Origin of the sequence: Myceligenerans xiligouense (assembly GCF_003814695.1) — a bacterium.
Classification (GTDB): Bacteria; Actinomycetota; Actinomycetes; order Actinomycetales; family Cellulomonadaceae; genus Myceligenerans; species Myceligenerans xiligouense.
On the sequence record NZ_RKQZ01000001.1, the window covers coordinates 4,531,006 to 4,548,251 of the forward strand.

At 73.2% G+C, this 17,246-nt stretch carries 14 protein-coding genes; 9 read left to right on the forward strand and 5 right to left on the reverse strand.

What is annotated here, in order from left to right; translation table 11 throughout:
• Positions 1-4 precede the first annotated feature (4 nt).
• The 5 genes from EDD34_RS19690 to hemL all read left to right on the forward strand — a co-directional run bounded on the left by EDD34_RS19690 (position 5) and on the right by hemL (position 5,879).
• Complete coding sequence (locus tag EDD34_RS19690; RefSeq protein ID WP_123816071.1) at positions 5-1,408, forward strand: glutamyl-tRNA reductase; 1,404 nt, start codon at positions 5-7, stop codon at positions 1,406-1,408.
• A 219-nt stretch (positions 1,409-1,627) separates the two neighbouring features.
• A complete protein-coding gene (gene hemC / locus EDD34_RS19695) occupies positions 1,628-2,638 on the forward strand; it encodes a hydroxymethylbilane synthase (protein WP_246012733.1) in 1,011 nt (336 codons plus the stop codon).
• Positions 2,635-3,453 (forward strand): uroporphyrinogen-III synthase, encoded by an 819-nt coding sequence (locus EDD34_RS19700; RefSeq protein WP_123816073.1) that lies wholly within the window; start codon positions 2,635-2,637, stop codon positions 3,451-3,453. Before hemC ends, EDD34_RS19700 begins: the two co-directional genes overlap by 4 nt.
• A gap of 34 nt (positions 3,454-3,487) precedes the next feature.
• A complete protein-coding gene (gene hemB, locus EDD34_RS19705; RefSeq protein WP_123816074.1) occupies positions 3,488-4,483 on the forward strand; it encodes a porphobilinogen synthase in 996 nt (331 codons plus the stop codon).
• Positions 4,484-4,517: 34 nt separating this feature from the next.
• Positions 4,518-5,879, forward strand: a complete 1,362-nt coding sequence (gene hemL, locus EDD34_RS19710; RefSeq protein WP_170177134.1) for a glutamate-1-semialdehyde 2,1-aminomutase — start codon at positions 4,518-4,520, stop codon at positions 5,877-5,879.
• A gap of 122 nt (positions 5,880-6,001) precedes the next feature.
• Here the strand turns inward: hemL and EDD34_RS21320 are convergent, their stop codons facing one another.
• Positions 6,002-9,052 (reverse strand): pectate lyase family protein, encoded by a 3,051-nt coding sequence (locus EDD34_RS21320; protein ID WP_246012587.1) that lies wholly within the window; start codon positions 9,050-9,052, stop codon positions 6,002-6,004.
• Positions 9,053-9,328: 276 nt separating this feature from the next.
• Here EDD34_RS21320 and EDD34_RS21460 point away from each other — a divergent pair, with 276 nt between their 5' ends.
• The 3 genes from EDD34_RS21460 to EDD34_RS19730 all read left to right on the forward strand — a co-directional run bounded on the left by EDD34_RS21460 (position 9,329) and on the right by EDD34_RS19730 (position 12,713).
• Positions 9,329-9,703, forward strand: coding sequence for a metal-sensitive transcriptional regulator (locus EDD34_RS21460; RefSeq protein ID WP_123816075.1), 375 nt, complete (start codon positions 9,329-9,331; stop codon positions 9,701-9,703).
• A gap of 79 nt (positions 9,704-9,782) precedes the next feature.
• Positions 9,783-10,091: a heavy-metal-associated domain-containing protein gene (locus EDD34_RS19725; RefSeq protein ID WP_123816076.1), complete on the forward strand. Its 309-nt coding sequence runs from the start codon at positions 9,783-9,785 to the stop codon at positions 10,089-10,091.
• Between the two features lie 96 nt (positions 10,092-10,187).
• Positions 10,188-12,713 (forward strand): heavy metal translocating P-type ATPase, encoded by a 2,526-nt coding sequence (locus tag EDD34_RS19730; RefSeq protein WP_123816688.1) that lies wholly within the window; start codon positions 10,188-10,190, stop codon positions 12,711-12,713.
• Between the two features lie 88 nt (positions 12,714-12,801).
• Here EDD34_RS19730 and EDD34_RS19735 read toward each other — a convergent pair whose 3' ends face one another.
• Genes EDD34_RS19735 through EDD34_RS19750 form a run of 4 tightly spaced genes read right to left on the reverse strand, consistent with a single transcriptional unit; the run spans position 12,802 to position 15,497 of the window.
• A complete protein-coding gene (locus EDD34_RS19735; protein WP_123816077.1) occupies positions 12,802-13,596 on the reverse strand; it encodes an ABC transporter permease in 795 nt (264 codons plus the stop codon).
• The gene (locus EDD34_RS19740) at positions 13,593-14,537 is read right to left on the reverse strand and encodes an ABC transporter ATP-binding protein (protein ID WP_123816078.1); all 945 of its coding nucleotides are present in this window, start codon (positions 14,535-14,537) and stop codon (positions 13,593-13,595) included. Before EDD34_RS19740 ends, EDD34_RS19735 begins: the two co-directional genes overlap by 4 nt.
• A complete protein-coding gene (locus EDD34_RS19745; RefSeq protein ID WP_123816079.1) occupies positions 14,534-14,839 on the reverse strand; it encodes a transcriptional regulator in 306 nt (101 codons plus the stop codon). Before EDD34_RS19745 ends, EDD34_RS19740 begins: the two co-directional genes overlap by 4 nt.
• Complete coding sequence (locus tag EDD34_RS19750; RefSeq protein ID WP_123816080.1) at positions 14,829-15,497, reverse strand: hypothetical protein; 669 nt, start codon at positions 15,495-15,497, stop codon at positions 14,829-14,831. Before EDD34_RS19750 ends, EDD34_RS19745 begins: the two co-directional genes overlap by 11 nt.
• A 192-nt stretch (positions 15,498-15,689) precedes the next feature.
• On the opposite strand from EDD34_RS19750, the gene EDD34_RS19755 reads away from it, so the two are divergent.
• A complete protein-coding gene (locus EDD34_RS19755; protein ID WP_123816081.1) occupies positions 15,690-17,198 on the forward strand; it encodes a S10 family peptidase in 1,509 nt (502 codons plus the stop codon).
• Positions 17,199-17,246: the final 48 nt, after the last annotated feature.

The window sequence follows — 17,246 nt, forward strand, 5'->3', positions numbered from 1 at the left end:
GACTGTGGTTCTCCTCTCCCTCACCGCCTCCCACCGTGAGCTCGACCTGGACGCGCTGGAACGCCTGTCCATGGGGTCCGCGTCCGTGGGCCGCACCGTCGTGGGCACGTGCCGGCCGGTCGTCGGAGCCGTGGTGATCTCCACGTGCAACCGGTTCGAGCTGTACCTCGATGTGGACGCGCCGCTCGACGGCACCACCGTCGGTCATGCCACCCGGCACGTCGCCGAACTGGTCGCGGGCGAGTCGGGCGTCACGACGCAGGCCGCGGTCGACTCCTTCACCGTGCGAACCGGACCCGAGGTGACCGAGCACCTGTTCGCGGTGGCGGCCGGTCTCGACTCGATGGTCGTGGGCGAGCGCGAGATCGCCGGCCAGGTGAAGCGGTCGCTCGCCGTCGCACGCGAACAGGAGACCACCTCCAAGACGCTCGAGCTCCTCTTCCAGACGGCGTCGCGCACGTCCAAGCGCGTCGGCACCCACACGGAACTCGGCGCCGCCGGCCGGTCCGTCGTGTCGCTCGCGCTGGATCTGGCGGAGGGTGAGGTACCGCGCTGGGACGGTGCGCGCGCGGTGCTGATCGGCACCGGTTCGTACGCGGGCGCGTCGGTCGCGGCCCTGCGGGCCCGCGGCTGCGCCGACATCCGCGTGTACTCGCAGTCCGGCCGCGCGGCGCAGTTCGCGGGGTCCCACGGCGTCGACGCCGTCGCCGACCTCGTCGACGCCCTGGCCGACGCCGACGTGGTGGTCTCGTGCAGCGGTGCGCGGGGCCGTGGTCCGCACCCGGGGACGGCGCAGCCGCACGACCGCCCCGCCCCGGAGGCCAGCCTGGGGCACGTGCTCGACACCGCCGCGGTGGTGCGCGCCCGGGAGCGGGCGGCCGATCGCGCGGGCGACGAGCCGGAGCCACGCGCCCTGGTCGTCCTCGACCTGGCGCTGCACCGGGACGTCGACCCGCGCGTGGCCGACGTGGAGGGCGTGCTGCTCTACGATCTCGCCAGCCTGAAGGCACATGCCCCGGCGGTGGCACGCGACGTCGTCGGACACGCGCGGAGCATCGTGGACGACGCCGCACGCGCGTTCGAGGAGACCCGGCTCGGCCGTGAGGCGGACGCCGCGGTGATCACGCTGCTGGACGAGGCGGAGGCACGGGTGCGCACGGAGGCGGACGCCGCCGTGGCCCTGCTCGCGGCAGAACGCGCGAGCGCCGGAGCCCCGGGGCCGACGCCGGACGACGTCGACGACATCACCCGCGGGATCCGCCGGCGTATCCACGCCGATCTCCACCCGCGGATCGTCGAGGCCCGCGCGGCGGCCCGTGCTCGCGCGAAGGCTCAGGAGGCAGCGGTGATCGAGGGCGCCGAGTCGATCACCCGCCGGGCCGAGGCCGCGCACCGGCCCGCTTCCTGACGCCGCACGCCCAGCGGCCGGAGCCCGGTGCGGTCGTCTGCCGCGGGTGCCGGACGGGAGATGACGCGCCGGTGTGAGATACGCCGACGGAGCAACGTCGAATTCCTTTCGGCGCCCTCCAGGGTGGAGACTGGGTTGGTGACCTCGACCCCCGCTTCCGTCAGCACGCCGCCCGGCGGCGCCCCCCTTCGCCTCGGTACACGCGGCAGCGCCCTCGCGATGACGCAGAGCGGCACGGTCGCCCGGCGGATCGAGGAGCTGACCGGTCGTCCGGTGGAGCTCGTCCGGATCAAGACCGAGGGGGACGTGAAGACGGGTTCGCTCGCGAGCCTCGGCGGCACGGGCGTCTTCGTCACGGCGCTGCGCGAGGCGCTGCTCGACGGCCGCTGCGACGTCGCCGTGCACTCCCTGAAGGACCTGCCGACGGCGCCGCACCCCAGCCTCACGTATGTCACGCCCGAGCGCGAGGACCCGCGTGACGCGCTCTGCGCCCGCGACGGCCTGACGCTGGCGACCCTGCCGACCGGCGCACGCGTCGGCACGGGCTCGCCGCGACGCGCCGCGCAGGTCCGGGCCGCGCGCCCCGACCTCGAGGTCGTCGACATCCGCGGCAACGTGGGCACCCGGCTGGACCGTGCGCTGGGCCCCGACGCGGACCTCGATGCCGTCGTGCTCGCCACGGCGGGCCTGAAGCGCGTCGACCGGACGGACGTGATCAGCGAGTACATCCCGGTCGAGGCCATGGCGCCCGCACCGGGACAGGGTGCGCTGGCCGTGGAGGTCCGCACGGCCGACGTCGTCCCCGGCGTCTCCGGGGGCGCCCCGGACCGCGGGCTCGCGGACGCCCTGGCCGACCTCGACCACCCCGCCACACGCCTCGCCGTGCTGGCGGAGCGCTCCGTGCTCGCCCGGCTGGAGGCCGGCTGCGCCGCGCCGGTCGGCGCGTACGCCGTGCTGTCCGACGGGGAGCTGCGGCTCCGGTCCGTGGTCGCCGCCGTCAGCGGGGCGGGCCGGATCACGCGGACCCTGCGCGCGAGTCTCGGCGCGTATGCCGTCGGCGACCGCGCGTGCGCCGACCCCGACCTGGACGCGATCGCCCGGGACCTGGGCGTTCGCATGGCCGAGTCACTCCTGGACGCCGGCGCGGGCGCGCTCGCCCCTCTGGGGACGGCGGTGTCGGTCTCCACGGGCTCGCACCCCACTGCGGGCCCGCCGGCGGAGGGTGCGTGACGACGACGGTTCCCCTGGAGACATCTGGCGCCGATCGGGCGGGGCGGGCCCGGCGGCGCGTCCTGGTGGTCCGGGCGCCTGACCGGGCCGCACCCCTGCTGGCCCTGCTCGACGAGTCCGGGATCGACGCCGCCGCGGCTCCGGTGGTCGAGCGGACGCCGGTGGAGGATCCCGCGGAGCTCGACCGGGCGCGCGCCGCGCTCGCCCGCGGCGAGTACGCCTGGGTCGCCGTGACCAGTGTGAACGCCGTCGAGGCCCTGTGTGGTGCGGCACCGCCACGGCCCCGTGCGCCCGACTGGCTGGTCGAGGGGACCCGGTGGGCGTGTGTCGGGCCGGCCACCCGTCGTGCGCTGGAGGCCCACGCGATCGGCGTCGACCTGGTGCCGGGCACCATGACCGCGGCCGGGCTCGTCGCGGCGTTCCCCGAGGCCGGTTCCGCCGGCACCCCGGCGGAGGCCGGGCGGCGTGTCCTGGCTCCGCTCGGTGACCTGGCCGCGGACACCCTGCCCGACGGCCTGCGGGCCAAGGGATGGTTGCCGCGGGTCGTGACCGCCTATCACACCGTCGCGCGGGAGCTGCCCCGGGACGTCGTCGACCGCGCGGGAGCCGCGGGGTACGACGCCGTCGTCGTCGCGTCCGGGTCTGCCGCACGGCAGGTCGCCGAGCAGCTCGGGCCGCAGCGGGTGGTCGCCATCGGCGAGCCGTCGGCGCGCGCCGCCCGGGACGCGGGGCACGACGTCCTCGCCGTCGCCGCGGCCCCCACCGACGGCGCGCTCGCGACCGCCGTCCGCGACGTCCTCGGACGGCCCGCATGAGTTTCCGCCCTGACCATCACGAAGGAGTCACCCCGTGAGCACCACCGGGATCGTGTACCGGCCGCGCCGTCTGCGCGCGACGCCGGGCATGCGCCGCCTCGCACAAGAGACCCGCCTGCACCCGGCGGACCTCATCCTGCCCCTCTTCGTGAAGGAGGGGCTGCTGGAACCGCAGCCGATCGCCTCGATGCCGGGGCAGGTGCAGCACACCGAGGAGTCGCTCGGGAAGGCGGTGGCGCAGGCGGCCGAGGCCGGGCTGGGCGGTGTCATGCTGTTCGGCATCCCGGAGCGGCGGGACGCCACGGGGACGCAGGGCGACGCCGAGGACGGGATCCTCCAGCGGGCGATCCGGATCGCGCGGCAGGCCGTGGAGAGGGCCGACGGCGGTCCGGCGCCGGTCGTCATGGCCGACACCTGCCTCGACGAGTTCACCGACCACGGCCACTGCGGCGTCGTGACGACCGACGGCCGCGTGGACAACGACGCCACGCTCGACCGCTACGCGCGCATGGCGGTGGCGCAGGCGCGCGCGGGGGCCGAGGTCGTCTCGCCGAGCGGGATGATGGACGGCCAGGTCGCGATGATCCGCGAGGCGCTGGACGAGGCCGGTTTCGAGGACACCGCGATCCTCGCCTACAGCGCGAAGTACGCGAGCGCGTTCTACGGACCGTTCCGGGACGCCGTCGACTCCCAGCTGCAGGGCGACCGCCGCACCTACCAGATGGATCCGGGCAACGCCCGGGAAGGGCTGCGCGAGGCGGACCTCGACCTCGCCGAGGGCGCGGACTTCGTCATGGTGAAGCCCGCGGGCTCGTACCTCGACGTGCTCCGCGCGGTCGCGGACCGGAGCGACGTGCCCGTGGCGGCCTACCAGGTATCGGGCGAGTACGCGATGATCGAGGCGGCCGCCGCGAACGGCTGGATCGACCGCCGCGCGGCGGCGCTGGAGTCGGTGACGAGCATCCGCCGCGCGGGCGCCGACCTGGTGCTCACCTACTACGCCCTGGACATCGCCGCCTGGCTCGCCTGAGACTGCGGACGAGGAAGACCGAAAAGAGACTGATGTGAGCGAGATCAAGACCCGGGCGGTACACAAGGACCCGAACCATGCCGCCTTTGTGCGTGCGCAGGGTGCCATCCCCGGCGGGGTGAGTTCACCGGTGCGCGCCTACGGCAGCGTGGGCGGCGACCCGCGGTTCCTGGCGTCCGCCCGTGGCCCGTACGTGACGGACGTGGCGGGGCGCGAGTACGTGGACCTGGTCTGCTCGTGGGGTCCGGCGCTGCTCGGGCACGCGCACCCGGAGGTCGTGGCGGCCGTCCAGGAGGCCGCTGCCCGCGGGCTGTCGTTCGGGGCGCCGACACTCGGCGAGGTCGACCTCGCGGAGGAGGTCCGACGACGGGTGCCCGCCGCCGAGCACGTCCGCCTCGTGTCCACGGGGACCGAGGCGACCATGACCGCGGTGCGACTCGCGCGCGGCGTGACCGGCCGGCCCCTGATCGTGAAGTTCGCCGGGTGCTACCACGGGCACGTGGACGCGCTGCTCGCGGAGGCCGGATCGGGCGTCGCGACGCTCGCGATGCCGGGTTCGGCGGGTGTCACGGAGGCCACGGCGGCGGAGACGCTCGTGCTCCCGTACAACGACCTCGCCGCCGTCGAGGCGGCCTTCACCCAGCACGGGTCCCGGATCGCGGCGGTCATCACGGAGGCGAGCCCGGCGAACATGGGCGTGGTCCCGCCGCACGAGGGCTTCAACGAGGGCCTGCGCCGCATCACCAGCCGGCACGGCGCGCTCCTCGTCCTGGACGAGGTGCTCACCGGGTTCCGCGTGGGGCCGTCGGGCTGGTGGGGCCTGGAGGACGCCGCCGACCGCGAGTCGGGCGGGGCTGGTTACACCCCCGACCTGTTCACGTTCGGCAAGGTGATCGGCGGCGGCATGCCGGTGGCCGCACTGGGCGGCCCGGCGTCGCTCATGGACCACCTGGCGCCGCTGGGTCCCGTGTACCAGGCGGGCACGCTGTCGGGGAACCCGGTGGCGGTGGCCGCCGGCCTGACGACCCTCCGCCTCGCGGACGACGCCGTGTACGCCCACGTCAACCGGGTCGCCGCGACCCTGTCCGAGGCGGCGGGCGAGGCACTGTCCGCCGCCGGGGTCGAGCACGTGGTGCAGCGCGCCGGTTCGCTGTTCAGCGTGTTCTTCGGGCCGCTGGCCGCCGTCTCCGGGGTGCGTGACTACCGGCAGGCCCAGGCGCAGGAGTCCTTCCGCTACACGGCGTTCTTCCACGCGATGCTGGACGCGGGTGTCGCCCTGCCGCCCTCGGTCTTCGAGGCGTGGTTCGTGTCCGCGGCGCACGACGACGACGCGGTGAACCGCATCCTGGAGGCGCTTCCGGCAGCGGCCTGGGCGGCCGCCGCGGCGACGGCGTAGGACCCCGAGGCGGGTCCCGCGGGCGGGGCCGGCACCCGCGCCGGTTCGCACGGGTGCGGCGGGATGGGCGCCGCCGCCGGCCGGGAGGCTCCCACGGCCGGCGACGGCGGGTCGGGGACAGGTCAGGAGAGGTTGACGACGTTGCCGCCGATCGTCACCACGAGGCGGCCCGAGGAGTCGAAGCTCCAGTCCAGCCCGCCGCCGTACTGCGAGCACCGCGAGCCGTTCGAGCCGGACCACCACTGGTTCCCGCCGGCATCGTTGCCGATGATCCGGTCGGTGGACCCGCTGTCGCAGGAGGTGTTGTCGCGGAACGTCGACGAGCCGCCGTCGAAGTTGTAGTTGCGCTCCTCGCTCCCGATGCTCAGGTTGTTGCTGATCGTCATCGACCCGAGGTTCCGGTTGTACGTGAACCCGTGCTTGCCGTTGTCGAAGGCGATGCTGCGCCGCACGGTGTGGTCGACGCCGATGTCCTCGCCGCCGAGCTTGTAGCCGTTGCGGTCGCCGTTGCCGGCCTGGGAGCCGTCGGACAGGGTCCCGTTCTCGTACGAGAGTGAGTCCTCGACGACGACCTCACCGATCGCGCCGGTGTCGGACTTCGTGTACATGTCCCAGCCGTCGTCGATGTTGTTGTGGGCCACGGTGTACCGGAAGACGTTCCCCGGCCCGACGGTGAGCTTGGGCGCGAACCCGTCGGCGTCCTCGCCGTCCGAGTCGGCGTTGTCGTGCGACTCCGAGGAGACGATGAGGTTGTTCGAGGGCCACTCGCTGCTGGGCGCCCCGGCGGTGTACCGGGAGAGCTGGAGCCCGGTGTCGTGGTTGAACCGGGTCACGACCCGCTCGATGATGTTGTCGTTGCCGCCCAGGAGGATGCCGTTGTCGCCGGCGTGCTCGACGACGATGCCGCGCAGGTGCCACCAGTCGCCCCCGATGGCGAGCCCGCGGTTCGCGGAGTTCTCGCTCTGCGCCGAGAAGTTCAGCACCGGCGTCTCGCCGGGGTAGGCGAACAGTTCGGTGCGGTTGCCCGAGAGGCCGTCGTGGCCCGGCTCGATGTGCACGGTCTGGGAGAGCGCGTAGGTTCCGCCCCGCAGGTAGATCGTGCCGCCGGGCTCGATGCCGGCGATCGCGGCGGTGAGTGTCGTCGGGTCGCTCTCGGTGCCGGCCGCGCCGGCGGAGCCGTTCGGGGCGGCGTACAGCGCGTCGCCGACCGGGGGCTCGCCGTCGCCCGGGTCACCGCCGTCACCCGGGTCGGTGCCGGTGGAGCTGTCGAGGTAGTCAATGTTCGCCAGGCCGGCCGAGCTGGTGGCGACCAGCTCGACCGTGTTGGTGCCTGCGCCGAGGTTCACCGTCGCCGACTCCGTGGACCAGCTGGTCCAGGAGCCGGTGGGCCCGAACTGGAGCGATCCTACGGTGGAGCCGTTGACCACGAGGTCGGCGGTACGGGCCGACGTCGTGCCGTTGGCATAGCCGAACGCGACGGTCGCCGAGCCGGCCGTGGCGCCCTCGACGGTGAACCCGGCGGACCGGCCGCTCGCGTTGTCCGTGTTGCAGAATCCGGTCCCGGAGAATCCGGAGTTGTCGGAGTCGATCGTGCCGTCACAGGTGGACGAGGCGGCCTCGGCCTCGTAACGCACCGTGGCGCCGTCGCCGGGTGCCGGGTCGTCGCCCCCGCCACCGTCACCGGCCGACGCGCTCGCGTACGTCTCGAACTCCGCGACCGCCGGAGTGCCGGAGGAGCTGGTGATCTCGAAGTTGATCTTGCGCAGCGACGTCGCGGGGAAGGTGATGACGCCCGCGCCGCTACCGGTCGTCAGGACCGCGCCCGTGTCGTGGTTCACGACCTGGTACGAGCCGATGTTGCCCTCGGTGCCCGCGGCCTCGCGGATGGTGATCGCCGCCACCGTCCGGTCGGTGCCCCACTTCACCGAGATGCGGCCCGTGGAGCCGCTCGGCGACCAGTAGGTGCTCATGTCGCCGTCGATCACGTTGCCGTAGCTGGTGCCGCTCGCCTTGCTCGAACCGTCCGCGCCGGCGCCGATGCTCAGGTTCTCACCGCTCGGGTCGCCCGGGTCGCCCGGGTCACCGGGGTCGGTCGGGTCGTCGGTCGGGTCGCCCGGGTCGGTCGGCTCCGGGTCGGGCTCGGTCGGGGAGCAGCTGCCGTCCGAGACGGCGAGGTTGGTGTGGGCACCCGCGGTCTGCTGCAGCAGGTTGGGCACGCACTCGGCGCCGTCGAGCGTGTAGCCGTACGGGATGCTCACCGAGGTGGTCGACTGCGGGTTCGGGCCGGCGGGGTGGTCCCCGCTGTCCCAGGTGATGTTGTCCCAGATGTTGCCCGAGACCTCCCAGTAGCCCATCTCGTCGGTGTAGAAGGTGCCGAGCGGGTTGGCCGAGTCCTGGAAGTAGTTGTTCTCGACCTTCACCTTCGCGCCGAGGCGCGAGTTGATGCCCGACTTGACGAGGCCCACGAAGTGGTTGTTGTACGTGTGGCCCGTACCGGCACGCAGGAGCGGGGTGCGCGAATCGATGTTCTCGTAGAGGTTGTGGTGGTAGGTGACAGGACCGTTCCCGGTGTCGCTGTCGCTCGACCCCACCAGGCCACCACGGCCCGAGTTGCGCAGGATGCTGTAAGAGAGCGTCACGTACTTGGTGTCGTTCTTCAGGTCGAAGAGGGCGTCGTAGCCCTCCGACTCCCCGCCCGAGGCCTCCAGCGTGAGGTGGTCCGCCCACACGTTGCGGACGCCGCTCTCCATGCCGATGGCGTCCCCGCCGTTCGAGGTGGGCGAGCCGGACTTCTTGACGTTCCGGACCGTCAGGTTCTGGATGATGATGTTGCTGGACTCGCGCACGTGGATGCCGAGCTGGTCGAAGACGGCGCCGCTCCCGACGCCGATCAGCGTGACGTTGCTGATCTGCTTCAGCTCGATCACGTCGTCGGCCGTGTTGCAGCTGTCGCCGGACACCTTGCTCGTGTTGCCGTGGTTGATCGTGCCCTCGACCTCGATGGTGATCGGCGTGTCACTGCTGGCGCGCGAGCACAGGGCCTCGTGGATCTCGGTCCCCGTGGTGGCCCGCACCGTCGCGCCGCCGGCGCCGCCGGTTGTCCCACCGTTCTGCGTGGCGTAGCCGGTCGCGTTTCCCAGGGCCTGCGCCTCCGGCATGAACTGCGTGGCCACGCCTATCGTGGCCGCGAGCGTCACCGTAGCGACCCCCGCAACGATCCGTGCTCCTGGTCGTCTCATCGTCTTCCTCACGTTCGTCGTTGAAGGTGGGGCTCCACGACATCCGTCCCGGATATCGCTTTCCACGCAAGATACCGGTTTCTCGGGGTGAAATCCAGGGGGTTCGGCAGATCGGACAGATCCGCGGAATCACCCCGTTTCTTCGAGCGTTCGCTGGGAATGCCGCGGCGGGGTTGCGCGTCAGTTACCCCTGAGGGGTATGGTGATCCCATGAGCGAGAACGAGACGCACGGCTCCCACGACACCACGGGCGCCGTCGTCGGGCCGGATGACGAGCACGGCCTCGGCCCGCACGACGGACCACACGGGTACGCCTCCGACAAGGAGGCCTACCTCAAGCGCATGCGCCGCATCGAGGGTCAGGTGCGCGGCATCGCCAAGATGATCGACAAGGACGCCTACTGCATCGACGTCCTCACCCAGGTCTCCGCCGTGACCAAGGCGCTCCAGGCGGTCAGCCTGGCCCTCGTCGAAGACCACATCGGTCACTGCGTCGTCGACGCCGCCAAGGCCGGGGACGACGACGGCGCCGCTGCCAAGGTCCGCGAGGCGAGCGAGGCCATCGGCCGGCTCGTGCGGATGTGACCGCCGTCGCCACGGCCGCGCGTCCCACTCACCACGAACCCCACGTCCCACCGACGACCAACGAATGAAGGAGTCCGACATGACCACCGTGACCACCCTGAACGTGACCGGCATGACCTGCGGGCACTGCGCGTCCGCCGTGACGAGCGAGCTCAAGGCCCTCGACGACGTGCAGGACGTGTCCGTCGAGCTGCACGCCGGAGGGACCTCCCGGGTGGCCGTCGTCTCGAAGCTGCCGCTGACGGAGGCTCCCCTGCGCGACGCCGTCGACGAGGCCGGCTACGCCGTCGAGAGCGTCGAGGTCCTGGAGAACGCCGTCGCCGCCGAGTCCAGCGCGCAGGCGCCCGCGCGGCAGGCGACCCACACGCTGCCGATCGTCGAGAAGTAGCGGGCCGGGCGGCGCTGGGCGGTCCGCCGAGCGCCGCCACGTCCGGGACGCGGCACACCCGCGTCGTCAAGGGTGGAGGAAGGACAGATCGTGACCATGCACGCTGAGCACGAGACCGGGCGGGGGGCGGCCCGCGCGGGCGAGGTCGAGCTCGCGGTGGAGGGCATGACCTGCGCGTCCTGCGTGGCGCGGGTCGAGCGCAAACTCAACAAGGTCGAGGGTGTCGAGGCCACGGTGAACCTGCCGCTGGAGTCGGCCCACGTGGTGCTGTCCGCCGACGTCGACGACGCGGTACTGGTCAAGGCCGTCGAGGCGGCGGGTTACCAGGCGCGCGTGACGCGCACCCGCCGGTCGGCGCACGACACCGGGGAAGCCGGCGGGCACGTGCCCGGACCGGCGGAGCGCACCCGGCCGGAGGGGATCGAGCACGACGAACCCAGCGGCGGACACCGTGCCGCCGCCGACCACCGGCACCCGGAGTACCGGGGCGAGGACCTCCTGCGGCGGCTGCGCGTCGCGGCGATCCTCACGGTCCCGGTGCTGGTGCTGTCGATGATCCCCGCGATCCAGTTCCCGGGGAAGCTGTGGCTGGTCGCGGCTCTCTCCCTGCCCGTCGCGACCTGGGCGGCGGCGCCGTTCCACTCGGCGGCCGCACGCGCGGCACGCCACGGTTCGTCCACCATGGACACGCTCGTCTCGCTCGGCGTGGTCGCGGCGACGCTCTGGTCGCTGTGGGAACTGGTCGCGGACGCCCTGTCACCCGCCCCGGCGGGCGAGCCGCACGTGTACTTCGAGGTCGCCGCCGTGGTGACCACCTTCCTGCTGGCCGGCCGGTACACCGAGTGGCGCAGCAGGCGCCGGGCCGGCGATGCCCTGCGGGCGCTGCTCGCGCTCGGGGCGAAGGACGCGGAACGGGTACGGCTCGGGCCGGACGGCGCACCGCTGCGCTCGGACGACGGCCGCTGGCGCACCCACTCCGTGCCGGTGTCGGACCTGCGGGCCGGCGACGTCTTCACCGTCCGGCCGGGCACGACCGTCGCCACCGACGGCGTCGTGGTGGACGGCGTGTCCGCGATCGACACGTCGCTGGTGACCGGCGAGCCGGTGCCGGTGGACGTGGCCGCCGGTGACGCCGTCGTCGGCGGCACCGTGAACACCTCGGGCCACCTGCTGGTCCGCGCCACGCGGGTCGGCGAGGAGACGACGCTCGCGCGAATCGGGCGGCTGGTGAGCCAGGCGCAGACCGGAAAGGCCCCGGTCGCCCGGCTCGCCGACCGGATCTCGGCGGTGTTCGTGCCGGTGGTGCTGGTCATCTCGGCGCTGACCCTGGTGGGCTGGCTGCTCGCGACGGGCGATCCGGACGCCGCGTTCACCGCCGCCGTGGCGGTCCTGATCATCGCCTGCCCCTGCGCCCTGGGGCTGGCCACGCCCACGGCGATCCTGGTCGGCACAGGTCGTGGTGCCCAGCTCGGCGTCCTGATCCGCGGGCCGGAGGTGCTGGAGCGGACACGGCGCGTCGACACGGTCGTGCTCGACAAGACGGGCACCGTGACCCAGGGCCGCATGATCCTGGAGGACGTCCTGGTTCCGGGCTCCCCCGCCGGGTCGGGTCAGGGCGGACCGGCAGGCGCGTCCGACGGCTCCGGCGACGGTCGGGCCCGCGACGTGCTCCGCCATGCGGCAGCCGTGGAGGCCCTCAGCGAGCACCCCATCGCCCAGGCGATCGCCCGGGCCGGCGCACCGGCACCGGACGGGCCGGAGCAGGACGGGCCGGTGAGCCCTCCCGGACCGGGCAGCTCCGCGAACGAGGGCGGGCTCGAGGTCAGCGGATTCGTCGCGCACCCCGGAGGCGGCGTCGAGGGTCTGGTGCGGAGGTCGCACGCGGGCCTCGGCGACGGACCCGGCTCGGTCGGCCTGGGCCTGAACACCCGCCGCGTCGCCGTCGGCCGCGCCGGCTGGCTCGAGGGCCAGGGCGTCGCCGTCCCCGCCGAGGTGGCGACCGCCGTCGAACAGGCCGAGGCGTCGGGTGCGACGGCGGTGGTGGCCGCGCTCGACGGCACCGCACGCGGGGTCCTGGTGCTGCGGGACCCGGCCAAGCCGACGTCGGCGACCGCGGTCGCGGAGCTCCGGGAACTCGGCCTGCGGCCGGTGCTGCTGACCGGCGACAACGAGGGCGCGGCCCGGCACGCGGCTCGCGAGGTCGGGATCGCCGAGGAGGACGTGATCGCGCGGGTGCTGCCCGACGCGAAGGCCGCGGTCGTCTCCCGGCTGCAGTCGGAGGGCCGCACCGTGGCGATGGTCGGCGACGGCGTGAACGACGCCGCCGCGCTGGCGACGGCCGATCTGGGGCTCGCCATGGGCACCGGCACCGACGTCGCGATGGAGGCGAGCGACATCACACTGGTGCGCGGGGACCTGCGCTCGGCCGGGTCGGCGGTACGGCTCTCGCGCCGCACGCTGCGGATCATCAAGCAGAACCTGTTCTGGGCCTTCGCGTACAACGTCGCGGCGATCCCGCTGGCGGCGTCGGGCCTGCTGAACCCGATGATCGCGGGCGCCGCGATGGCGGCGAGCTCGGTGCTGGTGGTCTCCAACAGCCTGCGCCTGCGGCGGGCGGGCTGAACGGCGGTGACGCCGCGACGGAGCTCCGTCGCGGCGTCACCGTCACCGCGTCGCGAAAGGCCGGCGCCGGTCGCACCGGCCCGGACGGTCAGCGGAACCGGCGCCCCTCGTCCCGGCGGTACGACCAGGTCGCCAGGGCCGCGAACAGGATCGTCCAGCCCACCAGGATCGGCAGGGCCAGGGAGTAGGCCTCGACCCCGGTGAGCGCCTGGACCAGCAGGTCCCGGCCGGCGCGGGTGGGGGTTCCCATGGACAGGGCGTCGAGCCAGCCCGGGAAGATCTCCGGCGGCATGAACAGGCCGCCGGCGAACGCCAGCGGGAACAGGACGACCTGGACCACCGGCAGGGCCGCCTTCGCGGGCAGGGCGTAGCCCACCCCGAGCCCGAGCAGCACGAACGGCACCGCCACCGCGAGGATCGTGCCGACACCCGCCGCCAGCTGCGCGAGCGTCGCGGTGGCCTCCGTGAACAGCACGGCGACCAGGATCAGCGGGACCAGCCCGAACAGCGCGAAGATCGCACCGTTCAGCACGCGCCCCACCATCTGCGGCCCGGGACCCGTGGGCAGGGAACGCAGGTACGGGTAGAACGGCAGCTGCCGGTCCTCGGCGACACCGAGCCCGTAGGTGAACAGGCTGGCGGAGCACACCGCGAACAGCCCGAGCCCGGCCACCGCCATCGTGGCCCACTCCGGGTTCCCGGCCACCTGCGGCTGGGGCACCACGAAGAACGCCATCGCGAGCGCCGGGAAGAGCATGTTGCCGAGCACGGCGATGGGGATCCGCACGGTCTCGAGGAACTGGTACTTCAGGTGGAGCCAGGACAGCGTCCAGAAGGGCCGCATGCCCTGGGCGGGGCGCGGTCGCGTCGTCGGGATGGTCATCGGTTCGCTCCTTCGGTGCCGTGGCCGCTGCCTTGCCGGGCGATCCCGGACCTCGCCGGCGGCGTGGGCGCCGTGCCCGGGCCGGGGCCGTCCGCGGAGCCCTTCGTGAGTTCCGTGAACGCCTCTTCCAGCGAGGCGTGCCGGATCTCCAGGCCGGTGAACTCCGTGCCCGATCGGACCAGGTCGCGCACGAACTCGTCGGAGTCGGGGACGAGGTGCTCCTGGCGCGCTCCGTCGGGCCCGGCGTAGGAGACGCGGCTGGCGCCGACGCGCTCGAGGATCGCCGCCAGGCTGTCGTCGGCGAGGACGCGGCCGTGGTCGATGACGACGACCCGTTCCGCGAGCGCCTGGATCTCCTCCAGGTAGTGCGAGGTCAGGAGCACGGTCACCCCTGCCCGGTGGCAGTCGCGGATGGCGTCCCACAGCGCGGTGCGGCCGGCGACGTCGAGTCCGGTGGTGGGCTCGTCGAGCAGCACGACGCGGGGGCGCCCGGCCATCGCGAGCGCCACGGCGAGCCGTCGTCGCTGGCCGCCCGACAGGGATCCGGTCTGGCGCCGTGCCAGGTCCTCGATGCCGAACTGCGTGAGCAGTTCAGGGGTCGGCACGGCGTCGGGGTAGTGGCCGCCCACGAAGTCGACGACCTCGCCGACGCGCAGGGTCGCGGGGAGGCCGGTCTCCTGCGGGGTCATGCCGAGGCCGGCGCGGGCCGCGGCGTCGGTGGGGTCCTTGCCGAGCAGCCGCACGGTGCCGGAGTCGGGCCGCCGCAGGCCGCTGACCAGGGAGAGGAGTGTGGACTTTCCGGCGCCGTTCGGCCCGAGCAGCCCGACGAGCTCGCCCGGCCCCACGTCCAGGGAGACGTCGTCGAGGGCGACGACGTCGCCGAACGTGCGGGTCACGCCCTCCACGGAGACGACGGCGCCGTCGTCATGGTTCAGGTTCATGCGCCAGTTCCCTTCAGGAGGCCGGCCAGGGCGGTCCGGTAGTCGCGAAACGCGGCGCGGCCACGGTCGGTGAGTTTGAGGTAGGTCGCCGGGGTGCGTCCCTCGTGGGTCTTGGTGACCTGGACGTAGCCGGCGTCCTCGAGCTTGCGGAGGTGGGTGGACAGGTTTCCGGCGGTCATGTCGAGCAGTGCGCGCAGTTTGGGGAACCCGATCTCGTCACCGGGGTTGAGGGTGGCGAGGGTGGCGACGATCCGCAGGCGCGCCGGTGCGTGGATGACGCCGTCCAGGTCGTCAGCGGACATCGCGCTTTCCTCGTCGCGCCTGGACGACGGCGGTCACCGCCCCCATCGCGAGGAACCCGCCGCCGCCCAGGAGGGCCATGACGAGATTGGTGCCGGGCAGCCCGGCGTACGTCGCGGCGCCGGCCGTGACCAGCATCCAGACTCCGAGCGCGTAGAGGCCGTTCTCCTGGAAGACCATGCCGCCGCCGAGGTACATGAGTCCCACGATGAGGCAGGCGATCCCGTTCGCCGCGAGGGCGATCAGCTCGGCCCCGGCGCCGGCGCGGATCAGCCCGTTGAGGATGGCCCACAGGGTCACGAAGCCGAGCATCCACCCCCAGCCGTACATCGCCCCGACCCGTGCCGAGACGCCCCGGGTTCCCGCGGTGCGCCGGATCGAGTGCACCATCGTGAAGGCCATGGCCGCGACGATCGCCAGGGCCAGCAGCCAGCCCGCCCAGCCGGCGGGCCGGCTGCCGTCGCGCGAGGTGAACCACATCGCGAGGTAGCCGACGAGCCAGGCGACTCCCCAGGCGAGGTAGAGCAGGCGTGCGTCGGGCTCGAGGCCGCTGCGGGCGCGTTCCTGCTGGTCGTCGATCATCCGCAGGCGCGCGGCGGCGTCGAGCGCGTCATCGCCGCCGGCTTCCGTGCCCGACGGCGCGCCGTGGTTCGCTGACATGATCCGGCCTCCTGAGTGCCAAGTAGTTTGTGCTGCAAACCAGTTTGCCCCATCCGCCGGTGCCGGCACAAGTCCCCAGCCGCTGAGATCCGTTCAGCAGGGTCTCGCGGACCTTTCGGCTTCCTTAAATGGATTCGATTCCCTACTGAACGCACGTCAGTCGGTGGTGGGGGGTGGGGTAGGTTTTTCGAGGTGAGCGACACTCCAGAGACCACCAGCCCCTCCAACGACAGCAGCGCCGGACCGCCGTCGGGCGGCAGCGCCGGGAAACTGCGGGCCGAGCCCCAGGACGACCTCGTCACCACGCACCACACGCTGCACACCCCGGGCGGCGACCTCGCGTACACGGCCACGACCGGCCGGATCGTGCTGCGCGAGGAGGTCACCACGGACGACAAGTACGACGGCCGCAAGCCCAAGGCCGAGATGTCCCTCACCTACTACACCCTGGACGACGCCGACGTGACGCGGCGCCCGGTGACGTTCGCGTTCAACGGCGGGCCGGGGTCGTCGTCGGTCTGGCTCCACCTGGGGCTGCTGGGGCCCCGCCGGGTGGACGCGGGCGACGTCGGGAACCTGACGCCACCGCCCTACGGGCTCCTCGACAACCACGAGACCCTGCTGCGCGTCAGCGACCTCGTGTTCATCGACCCGGTCTCCACCGGCTGGTCCCGCGCCGCCGAGGGGGAGAAGGCCCGGCCGTACCACGGCTTCACGGGCGACCTGGAGTCCGTCGGCGAGGTCATCCGCCTGTGGACGTCCCGCCACGACCGGTGGATGAGCCCCAAGTTCCTCATCGGCGAGTCCTACGGCGGCACGCGGGGCGCGTCGCTGGCGGAGTACCTGCAGCGCCGGTTCGGCATGTTCCTCAACGGCGTCATGCTCATCGCGCCGGCCCTGAACCTGGAGACGCTCTACCACGCCGACGGCTCCGACCTGCCGAACCCGCTCTTCCTGCCGGTCTACGCCGCCACCGCGCACTACCACGGGCTGCACCCGGACCGGTCGCTCGACGAGGTGGTCGCGGACGCCCGTGGGTACGCCGACGAGTACCGCGCCGTCCTCGCCCGCGGCCAGGCGCTGGACGACGACGCCCGGGCGGCCGCGGTCGCCCGGATCTCCGCGATCACCGGCCTGAGCGAGGACTACGTCGACCGCGCGAACCTCCGCCCGGAGCACCTGCGGGCCTACGCCGAGCTGTTGCGCTCCCGGCGCCTCGTCACCGGACGCCTGGACACGCGGTTCACCGGCCCGGCGGACCACTACCTGCACGAGACGATGCCGAGCGACCCCTTCATCTCCGCGATCCTGGGGCCGTACTCGGCAGCCCTCCACCACTACCTGCGCGGCGAGCTCGAGTACCCCCACGACGCCGTGTACGAGTTGCTGGCCGATGCGGTGCACCCGTGGTCGTTCAAGGAGTTCGAGGGCCGGGCGGTGGACGTCGCCGACAAGCTCGCCGAGGCCATGATCGCCAACCCCCACCTGCAGGTGCACGTCGCCATGGGCCGGTACGACGGCGGCGTCCCGGTGGAGGCGATCGAGTACAGCCTCGACCAGATGCCGATCCCGCGCGAGGCCCGCGAGCGCATCGAGACGAGGACGTACCCGGCCGGGCACATGATGTACGTGCACCCGGAGGCCCGGGTGCGGCAGTCGGCGGACCTGGCGGCGTTCGTCGAGCGGGCGTCCCACCGGTGACCCGCTACGTCCCAGCGGGCACTCAGGCCGGCGGGTGAGGATCGGCGC

What these genes read in the sequence shown, in the direction of transcription:
- hemC (WP_246012733.1), top strand. Translation starts at nt 1,628, where the DNA reads ATGACGCAGAGCGGCACGGTCGCCCGGCGGATCGAGGAGCTGACCGGT.
- EDD34_RS21460 (WP_123816075.1), top strand. Translation starts at nt 9,329, where the DNA reads ATGAGCGAGAACGAGACGCACGGCTCCCACGACACCACGGGCGCCGTC.
- EDD34_RS19725 (WP_123816076.1), top strand. Translation starts at nt 9,783, where the DNA reads ATGACCACCGTGACCACCCTGAACGTGACCGGCATGACCTGCGGGCAC.
- EDD34_RS19730 (WP_123816688.1), top strand. Translation starts at nt 10,188, where the DNA reads ATGCACGCTGAGCACGAGACCGGGCGGGGGGCGGCCCGCGCGGGCGAG.
- EDD34_RS19735 (WP_123816077.1), bottom strand. Translation starts at nt 13,596, where the DNA reads ATGACCATCCCGACGACGCGACCGCGCCCCGCCCAGGGCATGCGGCCC.
- EDD34_RS19740 (WP_123816078.1), bottom strand. Translation starts at nt 14,537, where the DNA reads ATGAACCTGAACCATGACGACGGCGCCGTCGTCTCCGTGGAGGGCGTG.
- EDD34_RS19745 (WP_123816079.1), bottom strand. Translation starts at nt 14,839, where the DNA reads ATGTCCGCTGACGACCTGGACGGCGTCATCCACGCACCGGCGCGCCTG.
- EDD34_RS19750 (WP_123816080.1), bottom strand. Translation starts at nt 15,497, where the DNA reads ATGTCAGCGAACCACGGCGCGCCGTCGGGCACGGAAGCCGGCGGCGAT.